We start from the raw sequence: 18,044 nt of genomic DNA on the forward strand, positions 1-18,044 counted from the left end.
ATGGCGTTGCTCGACCTCGACCCGACGGTGGTCGCCACGGCGCGGGAGCTCGCCGCGCGGGCTGCCGAGCCGGTGGTGGCCCTCGCCAAGGCCCACACCACGGTGGCCGTCGAGCGCGCCACGCTCCGCCTGGCCGGCATCACCGGCGCGGACTCCACCCACCGCGCCGGTGACGTCCCCTGGGTCAACCGCGTCGTCGACACCGTCCGCGACCACTGCGGCCTCGAACACGGCGTCGTCCTCCCGGTCTTCCACGCCCTCAAACAGCACGACCTCGCCACGCTCACCGACCTGGCCGAGGCCACCGCCGCCGGACAGATCCGCTACACGCTGCCCGAAGGACGCGACCGGGAACGGGCCCGCAAAGCCGCCACGACCGCCGTCACCAAAGGCCTGCGCACCGTCGACCGCAACCGCGCACAGCGCGACCGGCTCGTCGCCCGACTCGGCGACCCGCCGCAACGCCCCTGGATCTACCTCATCGTCGCCACCGGCGACATCGACGAGGACGTCGTCCAGGCCCGCAACGCCGCCCGCGCCGGAGCCGACGTCATCGCCGTCATCCGCTCCACCGGCCAGTCCCTGCTCGACTACGTCCCCGAAGGCGCCACCCACCACGGGTTCGCCGGCACCTACGCCACCCAGGAGAACTTCCGCATCATGCGGGCCGCCCTGGACGAGGTGTCCAAAGAGGTCGGCCGCTACGTGCGGCTCACCAACTACGCCTCCGGCCTGTGCATGCCCGAGATCGCCGTCCTCGCCGGCCTGCAACGCCTCGACATGATGCTCAACGACTCCATGTACGGCATCCTGTTCCGCGACATCAACCCGATCCGCACCTTCGTCGACCAGCGCTTCTCCCGCCAGGTCCACGCCCGCGCCGGGATCGTCATCAACACCGGCGAGGACAACTACCTCACCACCGCCGACGCCGTGGACGCCGCCCACACCGTCACCGTCTCCCAACTGCTCAACGAACACTTCGCCCACGAAGCGGGCCTGCCCGACCACCTGCTCGGCCTCGGCCACGCCTTCGAGATCAACCCCAAGGTCCCCGAGTCGTTCCGCCTCGAACTCGCCCACGCCCTGCTGGCCCGCGAACTGTTCCCCGACGCGCCGCTGAAGTGGATGCCACCCACCAAGCACATGACCGGCGACGTGTTCAACGGCTACCTGCTCGACGGGTTCTTCAACCTCGCCGGCGTCCTCACCGGCCAGAGCATCCTGCTCGTCGGCATGATGACCGAAGCCGTCGTCACCCCGTTCCTGTCCGACCGCGACCTCGCCCTCGCCAACGTCCGCTACGTGCTCAACGCCGCTGGCGGCCTCGCCGAGGACTTCCGGCCCGCCCCCGACGGCCTCATCGTCAAACGCGCCCACCAGGTGCTGGGCGAAGCCGTGGACCTGCTCGGCCGCATCGTCGAGGACGGACTGCTCGACGCCATCGCCGACGGCACGTTCGGCCTGATGAAACGCCCCGCCGACGGCGGCAGAGGCGCCGACGGCGTCGTGGAGAAGGCCGACGGATACGCCAACCCGGCCTCGGAACTGCTGGAGGCCCGGTGAAACGCCACGTCCGACCCTACGGCGACACCACCGGCGACGGCATGGTGCAGACCTCGTTCACCCTGCCCGTCCCGGCCGGCCCCCAAGCCGACGGCGCCGCCCAGCAGCTGGCGAACAAGATGGGCATCGACCCCGCCATGGTCGTGCACTCCCACCCCATCGGCGACGACTTCACCTTCTTCGTCGTCTACGGCTCCGTCCGCCACCTCGTCGACCTCGACGAGGTGCGGGTCGTGCAGCGCGAATACCCGCTGCTCTCGCCCACCGAGGTCAACACCGCGCTGAAGAAACTCCTGCGCCGCAAACTCGTCGTGGTCGGCGCGTGCATCGGCACCGACGCGCACACCGTCGGCATCGACGCCATCCTCAACATCAAGGGCTTCGCCGGCGAGAAAGGCCTGGAGTACTACCGCGAACTCACCGTGGTCAACCTCGGCGCACAGGTCTCGGTACCCGAACTGGTCCGCCGCGCCCGCGACGGGAAAGCCGACGCCGTGCTCGTCTCCCAGGTCGTCACCCAACGCGACGCCCACCTGCTCAACACCCGCGAGATGGCGGCGGCGTTCCGCGAGGCCATGGGGGAGCGGCGCCCGCTGCTCATCGCCGGCGGCCCCCGCTTCGACCCCCTCATGGCCGCCGAACTCGGCGTGGACCGCGTCTTCGGCCGCGGCACCACACCCGGCGAAGTCGCCAGCTACCTCGTGCACGCCATGCACACCAGGGCCGTGCACACCAGTGCCGTGCAGACCAGGAAGGACAACGCGTGAACCCCACCGAGGTTGCCGCCGTCGAGGGCTTCGCCGTCACCCACCGCCGCTACGTGCCCCACTCCCACGCCCACTACGGCGGCAACCTCGTGGACGGCGCCTACGGCCTGGGCCTGTTCGGCGACGTCGCCACCGAACTGCTCATCCGCACCGACGGCGACGAAGGACTCTTCGCCGGCTACTCCACCGTCGAATTCACCGCCCCCATCCACGCCGGCGACGTCATCGAGGCCACCGCCACCCTCATCCGCGTCGGCACCCGCTCCCGCGAAATCGACTTCGAAGCCCGCGTCGTCTGCCGCTCCGCCCCCCACCGCGGCCCCTCCGCCGCCGACGTCCTCGACCCGCCGATCGTGGTCACCCGCGCACGAGGCACCGTCGTCGCACCCGGACCCGCCTGACGACCGGCCACGTATCGACTCGGGGCGGCACGCCGATCGTTTCGTCTGACAAGATCTCCTCATGAGTGAAGACCTGTCCGTCTCGTTGGGAACCCAGGAGACGCCGAGCCTCGAGTTCAAAGAGCACGCGAGAGACCGCAAGGTTCTCGGGCAGGTCATCTGCGCACACAACTCGCGGCGGCCGACGACTTTCGTGAGGAAGCGCGTCCGGACTACCCCTTCGAAGCGCTGCGGGAAATTTGCATGAATGCCGTGATGCATCGTAACTACGAGTCACCCAATGCGCCTGTGCGAATTGCCTGGTTCAATGACAGGATTGAGGTGACAAATCCGGGCGATCCTTTCGGGCAAGTGCGCGCGGACAATTTCGACCGAGTGAACGACTACCGGAACCCCGCTCTGGCGGGAGCGATGAAGTCGTTGGGATACGTGAACCGCTTCGGGCGTGGGATCGGACGGGTGAGAGTCGCGCTGGAACGCAACGGCAACCCTCCTGCGGAGTATCAGGTCGACGACTCGTCGTGGTCGGTTGTGTCGAGGAGGGTCCGGTGATCTCACTCGCCCTGTTCAACAACAAAGGCGGCGTCGGCAAGGCGACCTTGACCTATCACCTGGCGCACATGATGGAACGCCTCGGATCGCGGGTTCTTGCGGTGGATCTGGACCCGCAGTCGAACTTGACTGCCGCCTTCCTCGGCGAGGGCGACCTCGCCGAGCTGTGGGGCGAAGAGACGAGTCCTGTGCTGGGTACACTCCAGCCGCGTCTGGGGCCCATGTTCGATGCGGAGAACCCCGGCACCTTGGCCGCGCCGGTGCGGCCGATCATGGATGGTCTCGGAGATGTCGAGCTGTACGATCCCATTCGCGTCAGGGACACTCTGTGGCTTCTGCCCGGCGATCTGGAATTGAGCGCTTTCGAAGAGAAGCTGTCGGACGCGTGGCCGCGTAGCTTCACCGGCACGGATATGGCCGCCGTGAGGGCTACCACTGCATTTCATCGTATTATAAGCGCGGCCGCCCGGGCGGTGAAGGCGGATATCGTCCTGATCGACGTCGGCCCCAATCTCGGGGCGATCAACCGCGCCGCACTGTTGGCGGCGGACACAGTCCTGATGCCGCTGGCGGCTGATCTGTTCTCGTTGAGAGGCTTGATCAACCTCGGGCCCACGCTTCGCGAATGGCGCTCGATCTGGCAGCAGACGATCTTGCCGAGAGTGCCCGATTCGATCCCGGCGCCGGCTGGCCTGATGGCTCCTCTGGGATACGTGATCATGCAGCCGACAATGCGACTGGACCGACTCCGCTCTGCCGATGGGGCCATCGGTAGTACCCTGGGATATGTGCAGAAGTGCTATCGCGAGTTCCGTGAACTGTCGGAAGAAATTCTTCACCGCCTGGCCGAGGTGGAAGCCGCAAACAAGAGATGAGCGGTCAGGACCGCCCCGGAGGGCACCCACCGGCGTGATCCATTGGGCGGCTGCGGCCGTCTGGAAACGTGTGCCTAATTAGTTCCCTCCCACTCCTCCGGGTCCTCGCACGCGTCGGCGTAGGTGACCCGGTACTGCCACCTCAGCTCCTCGGCGAACGCCTCCGCGTCCACACCGAACGCCTCGACCACCCGGACGGTCGCCGGCGTGTCGGCCGGCCGGGCGGCGTCCGCGAGATCGTCACGGCCGGACGCCCGCAGCTCCGCCGTGAGCCGCTCGTGGTTCTCCGCCTTCGTCCGCTCCTCCCGCACCTCCCGCACCCTGCCGTCACGGCGCAACTCGCCGGCGACCCGCCGCATGTCCTCGTCGGTGGCGAACAGCAGGTGCAGATCCGTGCAGTAGGGGACCGCCGTGCCCGCGACACGGTCACCCGGCGCGAAGACCAGCACGAACGCGGCCACGCCGGTGATCAACGCCAGGCCGACGACGAGCAGCCATCTGTGGAGCACGGACACACCCTGCCACGCACCGTGGCCCATCCGCGACTCATCGTCACCCCGTGGCCGTACCCGACCCCGGGACCGTACCTCTGCCACTATCGACCACGTGATCAGCCTCGACCCGGTCTCCCCCGTGCCGCCCTACGAGCAGGTGCGGTCCCAGTTCGCCCGCAAGATCACCGACCGCGAACTGGCCGTCGGCACCCGGCTGCCCACCGTGCGCGCGCTGGCCGCCGAACTCGGCCTCGCCGTCAACACCGTGGCCCGCGCCTACCGGGAACTGGAGGAGGCGGGTCTCATCGAGACCCGCGGCAGAGCCGGCACCGTGGTCAGCGCCGCGGGGGAGCGCGGCCGCCAACGCGTCCTGCGCGCCGCCCGCTCCTACGCCGCCACCGCACGCGAGCAGGGCCTCACCGCCCACGAGGCGCTGGAGATCGTGCGGGCCGCGCTCGCCGACTGAACCACCCGTAGGGTGACCAGGCGTGACGACCGAACACAGCGGCACCGGCGACCCGGCCCGGACCCTCGCGGTGCTGTGGCGCACCACCGGACGGACCGCCCGCAAGGACCTCGGCGTGGACCGCATCGTCACCGCGGCCGTCGCCCTCGCCGACACCGAAGGCCTCGGCGCGCTGTCCATGAGGCGCGTCGCCGACCGGCTCGGCGTGGGCACCATGTCGCTCTACACCCACATCCCCGGCAAAGCCGAACTGGTCGACGTGATGGTCGACACCGTGCAGGGCGAGACCGCGCGGCCCACCGACGTGCCCGGCGGATGGCGCGGCAGGCTCACCCAAATCGCCCGCGAGAACTGGGCCCTGTACCTGCGCCACCCCTGGCTGCTCCAGGTCGCCGGCAACCGCGCCGTCCTCGGCCCCAACGTCGCGGCCAAGTACGACTACGAACTCGGCGCCGTGGACGGCATCGGCCTCACCGACCTGGAGATGGACTCGGTGCTCACCCTCGTCCTCGCCCACGTCCAGGCCGCCGCCCGCGTCGCCGTCGAAGCCGCGCAGACCGAACAACGCACCGGCCTCACCGACGAACAGTGGTGGCACGCCGCCGCGCCGTTCCTGGCGAAGGTCTTCGACCCGCAGCGCTTCCCCACCGCGGCCCGCGTCGGAGCGGCGGCGGGCGAAGCCCACGGCGCGGCCCACGACGGCGAGCACGCGTTCACGTTCGGCCTGGAACGCGTGCTCGACGGCATCGAGGCCCTCGTGCGGTCCCGTCAGTAGGGGCGCTTGGGCATCATCACCCACAACACCAGGTAGACGACGAACTGCGGTCCGGGCAGCAGGCACGACAACACGAACAACAACCGCACCGTCCCGGGCTTCCACCCGAAGCGAGCGGCGAGTCCCGCGCACACGCCCGCGATCATCTTCTGGTTCTGAGGCCTGGTCAACGTGGTCATGACTCCACCATCCCCGCGCCGAAGCCCACCGGCATCAGTGGGAACCCTGATTGATACCCCCGCCCGCCCCCACCCAATCCCAGGGCAACCTCCACCACCCCGACACGTCACCACACCACCCACCCGCCCGTCACCGCCGCCCGCCCTGTCACCCGGCGTCACCGTGAAGAGCACGACCGCGCCGCTACCGGGTGATGTGACCGGGGGCTCGCCGGCCGGCGGCGGGATCGTGATCGGGGGCTCGTAGGCTGATCCGGTGGTCGCTGCCCCCGTGACGTCGGATCAGTCCGTCGCCGACATGCCCCCCATCCGTCGTCGCCGGGACGTGCGCGGCACGCTGCTGCGGGTGCTGTTGGCGGCCGCGGGTGGCGGGGCGGTGTTCCTCAGCTTCCCGCCGCGCACGACGTGGTGGTTGGCACCGGTCGGGTTCGCGGTGCTCGGCGTGCTGCTGTACGGGCGGCGGGCGCGGGCGGGGTTCGGGCTCGGGGTGGTGTGGGGGCTGGGGTTCATGGCTCCGCTGCTGCGGTGGACCGGCGAGTTCGTCGGGCTGATCGCGTGGCTGCCGCTGGCGCTGCTGTGCGCGGTGCTGATCGGCGTCGGGACGGCCGCGATGGCGGTGGTGTCGCGGGTGCCGGGCGCGCCGCTGTGGATGGCGCTGGTGTGGGTCGCCGACGAGGCGCTGCGCGCGGTGGTGCCGTTCGGCGGGTTCCCGTGGGGAAAGATCGCGTTCGGGCAGCCCGAGGGCTGGTACCTGCCCCTGGCCTCGGTCGGCGGGGCGCCGCTGGTCGGGTTCGCCGTCGCGTTGACCGGCCTGGGCGCCGCCCACCTGGGGCGCAACTGGAAACTCGGCGCGACCGCCGTCGTACTGCCACTGGCCGCGGGGATCGCGGCCACGGCGCTGGTGCACACCGACCCCGACCAGGGTTCGGTGACCGTCGCGGCGATCCAGGGCAACGTGCCGCGCGCCGGCCTGGACTTCAACGCCCAGCGCCGCGCCGTGCTCGACAACCACGTCAAGCGCACCCTGGAACTGGCCGACGACGTGAAAGCCGGCCGCGCCCAACAGCCCGACCTGGTCATCTGGCCGGAGAACTCCTCCGACATCGACCCGTTCCGCAACGTCGACGCCGCCGCCCAGATCCAACGCGCCGTCGAGGCGATCAACGCCCCCGTCGCCGTCGGCGCCGTCGTGATCGACCAGGACGACCGGCTGCCCCGCAACACCGTCGTGCTCTACGAACCCGGTATCGGCGCCACCGACACCTACACCAAACGGCAGCTGCAGCCCTTCGGCGAGACCATGCCCTACCGCTCGTTCTTCCGGATCTTCAGCGAGACCGTGGACCGCGCGGGCACGTTCCAACCCGGCACCGACCCCCAGGGCTTCACCATGGGCGCGGCCAAGGTCGCCATCGACACCTGCTACGAGGTCGCGTTCGACAGCGTGGTGCGCGACTCGATCACCGCGGGCGCGAACCTCATCGCGATCCCCACCAACAACGCCACCTTCGGCTACACCGAGATGACCTACCAGCAGCTGGCGATGTCCCGGCTCCGCGCCGTCGAACACGGCAAATCCGTGGTGGTCGCGGCCACGAGCGGGGTCAGCGCCCTCGTCGCCCCGGACGGCTCGGTCACCCACCGCAGCGGCATGTTCACCCCCGACGCACTGGTGGCCACGGTGCCGCTGCGGGGGGAGGCTACGCTGGCCACCCGGCTCGGCGCATGGCCCGAGTGGGTGATGACCGCTCTGGGCCTCATGGCCGTGGCGTTCAGCTTGACGACGAAACGACGATCGCGTCCGACCCCTGGTGCGGGTGTCGGCGAGGAGGAAACGGATGGCGGACCAGCAGGCGCAGCCTGACCGCGAGCTCGGGCCGGTGCTGGTGGTGATCCCGACCTACAACGAGCGGGACAACATCGGGAAGATCGTGAAGCGGCTGCACACGGCGCTGCCGAAGGTGCACGCGCTCGTGGTCGACGACGGCAGTCCGGACGGGACGGGACAGCTCGCCGACGAGATGGCCGCCGCGGACGACCGGGTCCACGTGATGCACCGCACCGAGAAGGCGGGACTGGGCGCGGCCTACGTGGCGGGCTTCCGGTGGGCACTGGAGCGCGGCTACGCGGTGGTCGTGGAGATGGACGCGGACGGCTCCCACGCCCCCGAGGACCTGCCGCGGCTGCTCGACGCGCTGCACGACGCGGACCTGGTGCTCGGATCGCGGTACGTGCCCGGCGGCAGCACGGTGAACTGGCCGAAGTACCGGGAGCTGATCTCCCGCGGCGGCAACGTGTACTCGCAGGTCGCGCTGGGCGCGAAGGTCAAGGACATCACCGGCGGGTTCCGCGCGTTCCGCGCCGAGGTGCTCCAGCGGCTCAAACTGGACACGGTCGCCTCCCAGGGCTACTGCTTCCAGATCGACCTGGCCTGGCGCACCATCGAACTCGGCCACCGGGTCGTGGAGGTGCCGATCACGTTCACCGAGCGTGAGATCGGCGAGTCGAAGATGAGCGGCAACATCGTGCGCGAAGCGTTGTGGCGGGTCACCAAGTGGGGCGTGCGGCGACGCGCGACCCAGCTGCGCGACCTGTTCGCGCCGAAGGCGAAGACACCCAGCAACCGCTGACCACGCGGATGCGCGACGTGTGAGGGGCCCGCCGGACGAATCCGGCGGGCCCCTCACACGTCACAACGGCTCAGGCGGTGCGGGTGCGCCGCCCCTTCAGCTCTTCCAGCCGCTCGTCCAGCAGCTCTTCGAGCTCCGGGATCGTGCGACGCTCCAGGAGCATGTCCCAGTGCGTGCGCGGCGGCTTGACCTTCTTCTCCTCGGGAACCGCACCGTCGATGATCTTCGACACCTGGCCGTGGAGGCGGCACTCCCAGGTGTGCGGGATCTCGGCGTCGTCGGAGAACGGGACCTCGAAGTCGTGGCCCTTGGGGCAGGCGTACCGCACCGACCGGCGCGGGGCGAGGTCGTGATTGCGGTCGGTCTCGTAGCTGACTGCTCCGAGCCGGCTACCCCGTAGAACGCGGTCGGCCATGGCGGTGTCCTTTCGCTCGGCTCAGGGCCGGGGCCCAGGCTTGTTGCTCACCGAGTGCAACGATCGGACTGCTCCGTTCGTTCCCGGCTTCACGGTCATCGTCGCCCACAGTGACGTCTTTCACCCGTCAACGAAGGCTTCCTCCTTAAGGATGCAATCGCGGCCGGTTCGTGACGCGTTATCAAGCTACCGGGCTACCTCATCACACGAATGGAGCAGTCCCGGTAGAAGTCGTGCGGCTGCGACAGCTTAGACCGGCCACGTAGGGCGACGTTACGGCGGGTTTAACGCGGCGGAAGTGACGGTGGTCATGGTTACGGTCACGCAAAGTTATTTCGAGGGTTTTCGGTGGCGTCGCCACGCTGGGTGGCGGCACGGTTGTCTCGGGTGGCGGGCACGATGATGAAATCACCCGTCCGGACCGCACCCAAACGTCCAGCCGGATGCTTTATTGCCTCGATGACTTCAGTGCTGCCCGAAAAACAGCTTCTCGACCAGTCTGTCGAGCAGTTCCTGTTGGGCTTTCACCACTTTCACCCGCGCCTGGACCAGGGGAAACCACGCGACGCGGTCCACCTCGGGATACTCCCGCACCCGGCCTGAACCGCGGGGCCATTCGAGGGTGAACGTGCCCGGAACCACCTGATCGGGGTCCAGATCGCCGGCCAGGGCCCAGGCCTGGACGACCTTGCCGCCGGACTGGCGGACCTCGCCGAGCGGCACCAGGTCGCCGTCGGGCACGGGCAGGCCCAACTCCTCGGCGAACTCGCGGCGGGCGGTGGTCTCGGGGTCCTCGTCGCCGTCGGGCTCGCCCTTGGGGATGGACCACGCGCCGTCGTCCTTGCGGGCCCAGAACGGGCCGCCCATGTGGCCCAGGAGGACCTGGGGTTCGCCGTCGACCACCCGGTGGAGCAGGATGCCGGCGCTGCGCCTGCCTGTCATGGGCACAGTGTGGCGGGTCGGGGCGACACGGACCGGGTGCCGTGCCGCGGGGGTCAGGTCTTGCGGCCGGTGCGCATGTGGATCTGCTCGCCCTGCTTGCCGAACAGGCTCAGCACCTCGACGGGTTCGGCGCCGGCCGGGCCGAACCAGTGCGGCAGGCGGGTGTCGAACTCCGCGGCCTCGCCGGGGCCGAGCACGACGTCGTGCTCGGCCAGGATCAGCCGCAGCCGTCCGGACAGCACGTAGAGCCACTCGTAGCCGGTGTGGGTGCGCGGGTCGGGCTCGCCGCGCGGCGGGATGATCATCTTGTAGGCCTGCAGGCCGCCGGGCTGCCGGGTGAGCGGCAGGACGGTCATGCCGTGGCGGCGGACGGGCACGAGGCGGACGCGGGGGTCGCCGACGGGTGGCGCGCCGACGAGTTCGTCCAGGGGGACGCGGTGGGCGCGGGCGATGGGCAGCAGCAGTTCCAGGCTGGGGCGGCGTTGGCCGGACTCCAGGCGCGAGAGGGTGCTCTTGGAGATGCCGGTGGCGTCGGCCAGGTCGGCGAGGGTGGCGCCGCGGCTGGTGCGGATGTGGCGGAGCCGTTCACCGACCTTGCCGAGCACGTCGCCCAGCGGGACGTCGGCCGGGTCCCCGGTCGGGTCGGTGTCGCGGTCGGCCGCTGCGCTGCTCATGATCGTGTCCCGGTTTCGGCAACAAGGGTTCCCCATTGTGGGACGGCGCGGCGGGGCTCGTCCACCAGGGGCCGTGACGCGGGGCCGACGCGGGGTGGGGGTCCGGGGGTCAGGCGAGGCTGAGCTGGCCGCTGCTGACGGTGTGGGGGCCGAGGTCGCCGGTGCGGTAGTGGGTGCGGCACAGGACCTGGTAGCGGACCTCGACGGTGTCCGGGGCGGTGTCGGCCACCAGGACCGTGTCGCCGGCGCGCACCACGTCGCCGTCGTGGACGCGGGCGTTGAACCGGCCCGGTCGGCCGCACCAGCACAGCACCTCGACCTGGATGGCGTTGAGCTCGTCGGCGAGTTCGAACAGGCGCTGCGAGCCGGGGAACAGGGCGCTGCGGAAGTCGGTGGCCAGGCCGAAGCAGTACACCTCCAGGTGGGCGTCGTCGGCGAGTTCGGCGAGCTGGTCGACCTGGGCGGCGGACAGGAACTGGGCCTCGTCGACGATGAGGTAGTCCACCCGGGCGCCGCCGGCCCAGCGGTCGCGGACCAGGGCGCACAGGTCCATGTCCTCGTGGACCTCCAGGGCGTTGCGGGCCAGGCCCATGCGGCTGGAGATGGTCGGCGTGCCGGAGCGGTCGTGGCGGACCAGCAGCAGGCCGCGGCGGCCCTGGCGGGCCTGGTTGTGGTCGATCTGCAGCGCCAGGGTCGACTTGCCGCAGTCCATGGGGCCGAAGAAGAACCGGAGCCGCCCGGTCGGCGCCAGGCCGCGGCCGGCGCCGGAGGCGGGCACGGAGGACAGCGCGTCGGTCGGGTCCTGGGCGGGAGTGATCGGTTCCACGGCGGGCCACCCTAATGGGCGATATCAGGGCGGCTGCCGTTGCCTCCTCCGTGCGTCGGTCCACCACAGGAGGCGCCCGCGCGCGGGGCGGTCGCGTTCCCGGCCGCGCCGCTGCCCGCCCCCGGGGGTGATCGCGGCGTCGGCGGGCGGCGACGGCGTCGACCTCGAACGGCATGCCGGGCAGGGCGAGCGCGGCGACGCCGAGGAGGGTCCGGGCGGGTGGCGTGTCGCCCCGGATGCGGGTGACGCGGTCCGGGAGCACGGTCAGCCGGTCGGCGTCGTGGTCGACGACGTGGGTGCCCGGTCGTGCGACGTGGCGGTAGTCGAGGCCGGCGGCGCGCAGGGCGACGCCGAGGTCGGCGAAGGCCCTCGGCCATCTTCGTGGTCACCACTCTGGCCGGATCCCGGACATCCGGTGTCCAGGATTGTTGCCGAGATATACCGCTTCGCGATATAACCTGCGGTGTGAGAGGTATGTCGGAGCAGGCCTTCCTGGTGCTCACCGCGTTGGCGGAGGAGCCGTTGCACGGGTACGCGATCGTGCGCGCGGTCGAGGGGTTGTCGGAGGGGCGGATGGTGCTGCGGGTGGGCACGCTCTACGGGGTGCTGGACCGGCTGGTCGTGGAGGGGTTGGCCGAGCGGGAGCGCGAGGAGGTGCACCAGGGCCGGTTGCGGCGCTACTACCGGTTGACCGACGCGGGGGTGCGGGCGTTGTCGGCGGAGGTGGCGCGGTTGTCGGCGAACGTGCGCGCCGCGTCGTCGGTGCTGCGGGCGAGGGGTGCGCTGTGAGCCCGGACCCCGGAAAGTCGGACCCGGCAAGCCCGGACCCCGAGGGTGCGGACCGGGGGAGGTCGAACCTGGAGCGCCGCTACCGGGCGCTGCTGCGGGTGCTGCCCGCCTGGTACCGGCAGGAGCGCGAGGAGGAGATGGTGGACACCTTCCTCGCCGACCGGACCGACGGGCTGGACCTGGAGTACGGGTGGCCCGGCTGGGGCGAGGTGGGCGCGACGGTGGGGTTGGCGGTGCGGGTGCGGTTCGGCGCGCGCCGCCCGGCGGGGGCCGTGGTGCGGTTGGTGGCGTTGACGGGTCTGCTCGCGCAGCTGGTGGCGGGTGCCCAGTCGTGGACGGTGTCCGCGCTGTCGGCGCTGTCGGCCACGCCGGGCTTTTCGTCCTGGTCCCCCTGGGAGCAGCAGCGCTGGTGGTACGACCCGCTGACGGTGGTGGCGTTCGCGGCGTTCGCGGCGCTGGTGTCGGGGCGTCGCGCCGTGGGCCGGGTCGTCGCCGGGCTGCTGGGCGTGGCGGGTCTCGTGCCGGTGTTGTCGGCGATGGAGGTGGGGTTCCTGCCGTGGCTGACGGTGCTGTGGCAGCTGCCGGTGTGGGCGACGGTGGCGGCGGTGCTGCTGGGGTTCCACCGGGAGGCTCCGCCGGTGCCGCGGCTGTGGTGGGCGACGGTGCCGGTCGGGCTCCTGGCGGGCGTGGTGTCGGTGCTGTTCATCCTCGAGCTGTCGGTGGTGACGATGCTGGTGGCATGGCTGATCGCGGCCGTCGCCGCCGTGGTGGTCGTGGTCCGGCCGTGGACGGCCCGCGTCCCGACGGCGACCGACCCGACGGCGACCGACCGGTAGGGCTCACACCTTGGCGGGCACCGGGTTCCCGGACGCGACGATGGCCCGGCGCACCGGCACGAAGATCATCAGCACGAACCCGAGGACGAAGAAGATCACCAGCGAGATGATCGCCAGCCGGAACGACCCGGTGGCCTGCCCGACGCCGGCGAACACCAGCGGGCCCAGCCACGACGTGGAGCGCTCGCCGACCTCGTAGAGGGAGAAGTACTGGGCCTCGCGGCCGGGCGGGATCATCTGGCTGAACAGCGACCGCGACAGCGCGTTGGTGCCGCCCAGCACCAGGCCGATGCCGGCGGCGAGCGCGTAGAACTGGGTCTGCTGCCCGGCCTGCACGAAGAACGCCGCGCCGATGACCACGATCCACACGCACAGGCTGACCATGATGGTGCGCTTGGCGCCCCACGACCTGGCCAGCCGGCCGTGCAGCATGCCGCCGAAGAACGCGACGAACTGCACGATCAGGATCGTGGTGATCAGCACCGTCTCTTCGAGCCGGAGCTCGTCGCGGCCGTACTGGGCGGAGACGTTGGCGACGGTGGCGATGCCGTCGGTGTAGATGAGGTAGGTGCCCAGGAACGCCAGCGTCAGCGGGAACAGCCGGGCCTGCTTGACGGTCTGGCGCAGTTCGGCGAACCCGGCGGTGACCACCGACGCGCCGGACTCGGTGCCGTGCGGCGCCTGGTGCCGTTTGAGCCGGGACAGCGGGATGAGGGTGAACCCGGCCCACCACAGTCCCGACAGCACGAACCCGACCCGCACCGCGGCGCCCTCGCTCAACCCGACCGCGTCGTGGCCGATGAACAGCGCCAGCTGCACCGCCAGCGCGACACCACCGCCGAGGTAGCCGAACGCCCAGCCGCGGGAGGACACGGCGTCGCGTTCGTCGGGTTCGGCGATCTCGGGCAGGAACGCGTAGTACACGACCACGGACGCGCCGTAGCAGATGTTGCCGAGGATGAACAGGCCGACGCCGAGGTGCCAGTTGTCGCCGCTGACGGTGGCCAGGGCGATGGTGGCGGCGGAGCCGGTGAACGCCAGCCCGCCGAGCATGCGGCGCTTGTTCTGGGTGCGGTCGGCGATGGCGCCCATCACCGGCAGCACCACGACCTGCACGACCGTGGCGATCGACAGCAGGTAGCCCCACAGCGACCCGGCGGGGAAGTAGGCGCCGAACAGGGAGATGTCGCACTGCCGCAGCGACCCGTCGGCGCAGGCGTCCGGGCCGTTGCGGGCGGTGTCGGCGATGGCCGCTTCCTTCGCGACCGCCGTGAGGTAGCCGGAGAGGAACACGGTGACCACCGAGGTGGGGAACACCGAGTTCGCCCAGTCGTACCAGGTCCACCCGCGCTGTTCCCGCTTGCGGTCCACGGCGGGTGCGGTGCTGTCGGCCACGCTCATGGGGGCGGACTGTATATCGCCCGCCACCCGTTGGTGGTGATCACCACCAAGCTGTTGCCAACCGGTCGCCGGTGGTACCCGCGGGGGTCAGCCGCCGGCCCACGCCTGGCGGGCGACGAGCACGTCGCGCAGCCGGTCGGGGCGGTCGGTGACCAGACCGTCCACGCCCAGGTCCAGCAGCGCGCGCATCGCGGTCTCGTCGTCGATGGTCCACACGTGCACCTCCAGACCGCGGCGGTGCGCGGCGCGGACGAACCGGCCGTCGACCACCAGCAGCCGGCCCTGGTTCACCGGCACCTGCGCCACCATGCCCCGCACCGGCAGCCCCACCAGCGGCATCCGGCCCGCCGCCCACAGCGCGCCCGCCGACCGCGGCCCCATCGACGTCAGCAGCCCCGGCCCGCCCAGGCGGCGCAGCCGCGCGAGGCGTTTCTCGGAGAACGACGCCAGGCACACCCGGTGCAGCGCGTCGGTGCGGCGCAGCACCTCCAGCACCGGCACCACCGCCGAGTCGGCCTTGACGTCGATGTTGACCAGCGCGTCGGGCAGTTCCTCCAGCAGGTGTTCCAGCCGCGTGATCGGCTCCCGCCCCCCGACGTTCGCGCGCCGCACCACCGACCACGGCTGCGTCGCCACCGGACCCGTGCCGTCGGTGGTGCGGTCCAGCACCGTGTCGTGGTGCACCACCACGACACCGTCGGAGGTGGCGTGCACGTCGGTCTCCAGGTACCGGAACCCCTCCCGGGCGGCGCGGCGGAACGCGGCCAGCGAGTTCTCCATCCCCGCCAGTTCGGCGAGGTGCCAGCCCCGGTGGGCGAACGCCCGGGGGTGCGGTCCGGACAGGTACGGGTGGTTCGCGGTCACACCCGGAGTCTGCCCTGGCGGCGTGGCGCGGGGGTGACCGGCGGGTAGCCGGATACCGTCGCGCGCCATGGAGTTGGTGACCGAGGCCGTCGCGGCGCGCCGTGAGGAAGCCAGGCACTGCGCCTGGTGCGGACGCCGCCTGCCCGACAGCGGCCGGATCGGGCGGCCGCGCCGGTACTGCGCGCAGCCCTGCCGGCAACGCGCCTACGAACGCCGTGCCGCCGTGCAGCGCGGCGGGCTGCCCGAGGACGCCGTGGTGCTGTCGGCGGGGGAGCTGGCCGATCTGCAGGACCGGCTGTTCCAGCTGCGGTGCGCCGCGGAGGACGTCGCCACCGCCGCCGCGGACGGCGCCGCGCGGGCGGAACTGCGGCGGCTGGCCGGGGAGCTGGCCGACACCGCGCGGGGTCTGGAGCGGTTGCGCTGAATCGCGTCGGCTTGCCCCTTTCGCGTGCTCTCGACCATCATGTCGCGCGGGGTGGCGAGGAGGGGCGCGTGAACGGCGACGGCGCGTTGCACCGGGAGGTGCTCGACCGGGCCGACGTCGGTTTCGGTGTGACGGACGCGGACGGCACGCTGGCGTGGGTGAACCCGGCGCTGGCGGAGATCCTCGGCGTCGGCGTGGACCACGTGGTCGGCCGGTCGCTGCCCGCGCTGCTGCCCGGCGCCCCCGACCGCCCCCGCCCCGGTCTCGCGCTGCTCACCCCCAGTGCCTACCGCAAGGGCCACCGCTGGCTGGAGGTCACCTGCCAGCGGTTCGACTCCGGCTCCGGCTCCGGCTCCGACTCGGGCTCGGGTGGGGAGCTGCTGTACCGGGTGGTGGACGTCACCGCGTGGCGCGACCGGGAACTGGAGGCCACCCACGAGGCCGACGCGTTGCGCCGCGCCCAGGTGCTGGGCCGGATGGGCACGTGGGAGTGGCACATCGCCGAGGACCGCGTGGTCTGGTCGGACACGCTGCTGGAGCTGTTCGGGTTCCCGCCCGACACGCAACTGGACTTCGACACCTACGCCGCGCTGGTGCACCCCGACGACCTGCCGATGATCCAGGCCACCCTGCAGGAGGCGATGCGGTCGGGCGCCGGGTTCTCCTACACCCACCGCATGACGCTGGCCGACCGGCACACCGAGCGCTGGTTCGAGTGCTTCGGCGAGATCGTCGCCGACGAGGACGGCGCGCCGCAGCGCGTGCTGGGCACCGCGCACGACATCACCCGGGCCCGCCGCGTCCACGACGAACTGCTCGCCCTGGCCGAACAGGACCCCCTCACGGGCCTTGCCAACCGGCGTGCCGTCACCCGCGAACTGGAACGGCAGCTCGCCACCGGGCCGGGCGCGATGCTGCTGCTGGACCTGGACAACTTCAAGGACGTCAACGACCTGCGCGGCCACGCCGTCGGCGACCGCCTCATGAAAGCCCTCGCCGCCGCGCTGCGCTCCCGCCTGGACCCCTCCCGGCTGATCGGCCGGCTCGGCGGTGACGAGTTCGCCGTCGTCCTGCCCGGCTGCGCCCTCGCCGACGCCGCGGTCGTCGCCGAAGAACTTCGGGATGCCGTAGCCGCGTTGCCGCTCGTCGGTGCCGCCAGCCGCACCACCGTCTCCACCGGTGTCGCCGAGTACGGGCCGGGCGACACGTGGGAACTCGTCCTGGCCAACGCCGACCTCGCCCTTTACGCCTCCAAGGCCGCCGGCCGCAACCGGGTCACCGTCTACGAACCCGGCCACTACGCCGACACCGCCAAACGGGTCTCCGTCCTCGACCGGCTCCGCGCCGCCCTCGACAACGGCGCCCTGGCCCTGCACGCCATGCCCATGGTGCAGCTGGCGACCGGCAAGACCCTCGGTCACGAACTGCTGCTGCGCCTGGAGGACGGGCAGGAGCCCTACCTGGGGCCCGCCGAGTTCCTGCCCGAGGCCGAACGCTCCAACCTCGTGCTCGACATCGACCGGTGGGTGCTGTCCACCGCGATCGACGCCCTCGTGCGGCACCCCGACCCCGAACTGCGGTTCAACGTCAACATCTCCGGCCGCACCCTGGAGGACGAGGACTTCGGCGGGTTCGTCCTGGACCGGCTCGCCACCGCCGGCGTCGCACCCGGACGCCTCGGCCTGGAGATCACCGAGACCGCCGCGGTCACCAACCTCGACGCCGCCCGCGCCCTGGCGATGCAGCTGCGCGGCTTCGGCTGCCGCATCACACTGGACGACTTCGGCTCCGGGTTCGGCTCGTTCGTCCACCTCAAACACCTGCCCATCACCGGCATCAAGATCGACGGCGAGTTCGTCCGCGGCATCGACGAACGCTCCACCGACGCCGTCCTCGTCGCCGGCATCGTGCAGATCGCCCGCGGCCTGGGCCTGTCCGCCGTCGCCGAATGGGTCGAACGCCCCGCCCAGGTCGAAGCCCTGATGCGGCTGGGCGTCCGGGTGGGCCAGGGATTCCACCTGGGCAGGCCCATCCCGCTCACGCAGGTCCTCTCGGCGCAGCCCTTACCGCCGAACGGAGCATTGTCGCCACGCCCGGTCGGTGCGGAGGATAGGGCGCGTTCCTGACCTCCGCCCATTCCCGCCGTTTCCCCGCCTGATCTCCACCGG

22 protein-coding genes are annotated in these 18,044 nt (G+C 71.2%); 14 read left to right on the top strand and 8 right to left on the bottom strand.

The features are described from left to right. The 5 genes from ALI22I_RS23680 (at position 1) to ALI22I_RS23700 (ending at position 4,161) form a co-directional block, all read left to right on the top strand. Complete coding sequence (locus tag ALI22I_RS23680) at positions 1 to 1,566, top strand: lysine 5,6-aminomutase subunit alpha (RefSeq protein WP_077007744.1); 1,566 nt, start codon at positions 1 to 3, stop codon at positions 1,564 to 1,566. Continuing rightward, positions 1,563 to 2,333, top strand: a complete 771-nt coding sequence (locus tag ALI22I_RS23685; protein WP_143532389.1) for an OAM dimerization domain-containing protein — start codon at positions 1,563 to 1,565, stop codon at positions 2,331 to 2,333. Before ALI22I_RS23680 ends, ALI22I_RS23685 begins: the two co-directional genes overlap by 4 nt. Continuing rightward, positions 2,330 to 2,734: a hotdog fold domain-containing protein gene (locus tag ALI22I_RS23690; protein ID WP_077007745.1), complete on the top strand. Its 405-nt coding sequence runs from the start codon at positions 2,330 to 2,332 to the stop codon at positions 2,732 to 2,734. The genes ALI22I_RS23685 and ALI22I_RS23690 overlap by 4 nt, the downstream gene beginning before the upstream one ends. A 243-nt stretch (positions 2,735 to 2,977) precedes the next feature. Next, positions 2,978 to 3,286 carry an ATP-binding protein gene (locus tag ALI22I_RS23695; protein ID WP_179118331.1) on the top strand — a complete coding sequence of 103 codons (309 nt, stop codon included), beginning with the start codon at positions 2,978 to 2,980 and terminating at the stop codon, positions 3,284 to 3,286. Beyond that, positions 3,283 to 4,161 carry a ParA family protein gene (locus ALI22I_RS23700; protein ID WP_077007746.1) on the top strand — a complete coding sequence of 293 codons (879 nt, stop codon included), beginning with the start codon at positions 3,283 to 3,285 and terminating at the stop codon, positions 4,159 to 4,161. The genes ALI22I_RS23695 and ALI22I_RS23700 overlap by 4 nt, the downstream gene beginning before the upstream one ends. A 74-nt stretch (positions 4,162 to 4,235) precedes the next feature. On the opposite strand, the gene ALI22I_RS23705 is transcribed toward ALI22I_RS23700, so the two are convergent. Further along, positions 4,236 to 4,670 (bottom strand): hypothetical protein, encoded by a 435-nt coding sequence (locus tag ALI22I_RS23705; RefSeq protein WP_143532390.1) that lies wholly within the window; start codon positions 4,668 to 4,670, stop codon positions 4,236 to 4,238. A 97-nt stretch (positions 4,671 to 4,767) separates the two neighbouring features. Between ALI22I_RS23705 and ALI22I_RS23710 the strand changes: the two genes are divergently transcribed. After that, a complete protein-coding gene (locus ALI22I_RS23710; protein ID WP_077007748.1) occupies positions 4,768 to 5,121 on the top strand; it encodes a GntR family transcriptional regulator in 354 nt (117 codons plus the stop codon). Between the two features lie 22 nt (positions 5,122 to 5,143). Next, positions 5,144 to 5,896: a TetR/AcrR family transcriptional regulator gene (locus ALI22I_RS23715; RefSeq protein WP_077007749.1), complete on the top strand. Its 753-nt coding sequence runs from the start codon at positions 5,144 to 5,146 to the stop codon at positions 5,894 to 5,896. On the opposite strand, the gene ALI22I_RS23720 is transcribed toward ALI22I_RS23715, so the two are convergent. Beyond that, the gene (locus tag ALI22I_RS23720; RefSeq protein ID WP_077007750.1) at positions 5,890 to 6,075 is read right to left on the bottom strand and encodes a PspC domain-containing protein; all 186 of its coding nucleotides are present in this window, start codon (positions 6,073 to 6,075) and stop codon (positions 5,890 to 5,892) included. The two genes, ALI22I_RS23715 and ALI22I_RS23720, sit on opposite strands and share 7 nt — an antisense overlap. 298 nt (positions 6,076 to 6,373) lie before the next feature. On the opposite strand from ALI22I_RS23720, the gene lnt reads away from it, so the two are divergent. Together lnt and ALI22I_RS23730 are read left to right on the top strand one after the other, a co-directional pair. Then, a complete protein-coding gene (lnt, locus tag ALI22I_RS23725) occupies positions 6,374 to 7,939 on the top strand; it encodes an apolipoprotein N-acyltransferase (protein ID WP_077007958.1) in 1,566 nt (521 codons plus the stop codon). Continuing rightward, a complete protein-coding gene (locus ALI22I_RS23730; RefSeq protein ID WP_077007751.1) occupies positions 7,914 to 8,705 on the top strand; it encodes a polyprenol monophosphomannose synthase in 792 nt (263 codons plus the stop codon). Before lnt ends, ALI22I_RS23730 begins: the two co-directional genes overlap by 26 nt. A gap of 70 nt (positions 8,706 to 8,775) precedes the next feature. Here the strand turns inward: ALI22I_RS23730 and ALI22I_RS23735 are convergent, their stop codons facing one another. The 4 genes from ALI22I_RS23735 to ALI22I_RS23750 all read right to left on the bottom strand — a co-directional run bounded on the left by ALI22I_RS23735 (position 8,776) and on the right by ALI22I_RS23750 (position 11,562). After that, positions 8,776 to 9,120, bottom strand: a complete 345-nt coding sequence (locus ALI22I_RS23735; protein ID WP_077007752.1) for an RNA polymerase-binding protein RbpA — start codon at positions 9,118 to 9,120, stop codon at positions 8,776 to 8,778. A 465-nt stretch (positions 9,121 to 9,585) separates the two neighbouring features. Beyond that, entirely contained in the window at positions 9,586 to 10,062 is a 477-nt protein-coding gene (locus ALI22I_RS23740) for an NUDIX domain-containing protein (RefSeq protein WP_077007753.1), read from the bottom strand. A 53-nt stretch (positions 10,063 to 10,115) separates the two neighbouring features. Next, complete coding sequence (locus tag ALI22I_RS23745; RefSeq protein ID WP_238598556.1) at positions 10,116 to 10,676, bottom strand: helix-turn-helix domain-containing protein; 561 nt, start codon at positions 10,674 to 10,676, stop codon at positions 10,116 to 10,118. Positions 10,677 to 10,845: 169 nt separating this feature from the next. Continuing rightward, on the bottom strand, positions 10,846 to 11,562 hold the full coding sequence (locus tag ALI22I_RS23750) for a thymidine kinase (protein ID WP_077007755.1): 717 nt from the start codon (positions 11,560 to 11,562) through the stop codon (positions 10,846 to 10,848). 127 nt (positions 11,563 to 11,689) lie between these two features. On the opposite strand from ALI22I_RS23750, the gene ALI22I_RS51100 reads away from it, so the two are divergent. Genes ALI22I_RS51100 through ALI22I_RS23765 form a run of 3 tightly spaced genes read left to right on the top strand, consistent with a single transcriptional unit; the run spans position 11,690 to position 13,187 of the window. Continuing rightward, positions 11,690 to 12,019, top strand: coding sequence for a hypothetical protein (locus tag ALI22I_RS51100; protein ID WP_179118332.1), 330 nt, complete (start codon positions 11,690 to 11,692; stop codon positions 12,017 to 12,019). A 17-nt stretch (positions 12,020 to 12,036) separates the two neighbouring features. Next, positions 12,037 to 12,351, top strand: a complete 315-nt coding sequence (locus ALI22I_RS23760) for a PadR family transcriptional regulator (protein WP_077007756.1) — start codon at positions 12,037 to 12,039, stop codon at positions 12,349 to 12,351. After that, positions 12,348 to 13,187, top strand: a complete 840-nt coding sequence (locus ALI22I_RS23765) for a hypothetical protein (RefSeq protein ID WP_077007757.1) — start codon at positions 12,348 to 12,350, stop codon at positions 13,185 to 13,187. The genes ALI22I_RS23760 and ALI22I_RS23765 overlap by 4 nt, the downstream gene beginning before the upstream one ends. A 3-nt stretch (positions 13,188 to 13,190) precedes the next feature. Here ALI22I_RS23765 and ALI22I_RS23770 read toward each other — a convergent pair whose 3' ends face one another. Together ALI22I_RS23770 and ALI22I_RS23775 are read right to left on the bottom strand one after the other, a co-directional pair. Continuing rightward, positions 13,191 to 14,588: an MFS transporter gene (locus tag ALI22I_RS23770; RefSeq protein WP_077007758.1), complete on the bottom strand. Its 1,398-nt coding sequence runs from the start codon at positions 14,586 to 14,588 to the stop codon at positions 13,191 to 13,193. An 87-nt stretch (positions 14,589 to 14,675) separates the two neighbouring features. After that, the gene (locus tag ALI22I_RS23775) at positions 14,676 to 15,452 is read right to left on the bottom strand and encodes a glycerophosphodiester phosphodiesterase (protein WP_077007759.1); all 777 of its coding nucleotides are present in this window, start codon (positions 15,450 to 15,452) and stop codon (positions 14,676 to 14,678) included. Between the two features lie 67 nt (positions 15,453 to 15,519). On the opposite strand from ALI22I_RS23775, the gene ALI22I_RS23780 reads away from it, so the two are divergent. Beyond that, positions 15,520 to 15,876 (top strand): hypothetical protein, encoded by a 357-nt coding sequence (locus ALI22I_RS23780; protein ID WP_077007760.1) that lies wholly within the window; start codon positions 15,520 to 15,522, stop codon positions 15,874 to 15,876. Between the two features lie 68 nt (positions 15,877 to 15,944). Beyond that, entirely contained in the window at positions 15,945 to 18,002 is a 2,058-nt protein-coding gene (locus ALI22I_RS23785; protein WP_238598530.1) for a putative bifunctional diguanylate cyclase/phosphodiesterase, read from the top strand. Positions 18,003 to 18,044 lie beyond the last annotated feature (42 nt).

Source organism: Saccharothrix sp. ALI-22-I (assembly GCF_001984175.1).
Taxonomy (GTDB): Bacteria; Actinomycetota; Actinomycetes; order Mycobacteriales; family Pseudonocardiaceae; genus Actinosynnema.

What these genes read in the sequence shown, in the direction of transcription:
- ALI22I_RS23680 (WP_077007744.1), top strand. Translation starts at nt 1, where the DNA reads ATGGCGTTGCTCGACCTCGACCCGACGGTGGTCGCCACGGCGCGGGAG.
- ALI22I_RS23695 (WP_179118331.1), top strand. Translation starts at nt 2,978, where the DNA reads ATGAATGCCGTGATGCATCGTAACTACGAGTCACCCAATGCGCCTGTG.
- ALI22I_RS23720 (WP_077007750.1), bottom strand. Translation starts at nt 6,075, where the DNA reads ATGACCACGTTGACCAGGCCTCAGAACCAGAAGATGATCGCGGGCGTG.
- lnt (WP_077007958.1), top strand. Translation starts at nt 6,374, where the DNA reads ATGCCCCCCATCCGTCGTCGCCGGGACGTGCGCGGCACGCTGCTGCGG.
- ALI22I_RS23730 (WP_077007751.1), top strand. Translation starts at nt 7,914, where the DNA reads ATGGCGGACCAGCAGGCGCAGCCTGACCGCGAGCTCGGGCCGGTGCTG.
- ALI22I_RS23735 (WP_077007752.1), bottom strand. Translation starts at nt 9,120, where the DNA reads ATGGCCGACCGCGTTCTACGGGGTAGCCGGCTCGGAGCAGTCAGCTAC.
- ALI22I_RS23740 (WP_077007753.1), bottom strand. Translation starts at nt 10,062, where the DNA reads ATGACAGGCAGGCGCAGCGCCGGCATCCTGCTCCACCGGGTGGTCGAC.
- ALI22I_RS23760 (WP_077007756.1), top strand. Translation starts at nt 12,037, where the DNA reads ATGTCGGAGCAGGCCTTCCTGGTGCTCACCGCGTTGGCGGAGGAGCCG.
- ALI22I_RS23770 (WP_077007758.1), bottom strand. Translation starts at nt 14,588, where the DNA reads ATGAGCGTGGCCGACAGCACCGCACCCGCCGTGGACCGCAAGCGGGAA.
- ALI22I_RS23780 (WP_077007760.1), top strand. Translation starts at nt 15,520, where the DNA reads ATGGAGTTGGTGACCGAGGCCGTCGCGGCGCGCCGTGAGGAAGCCAGG.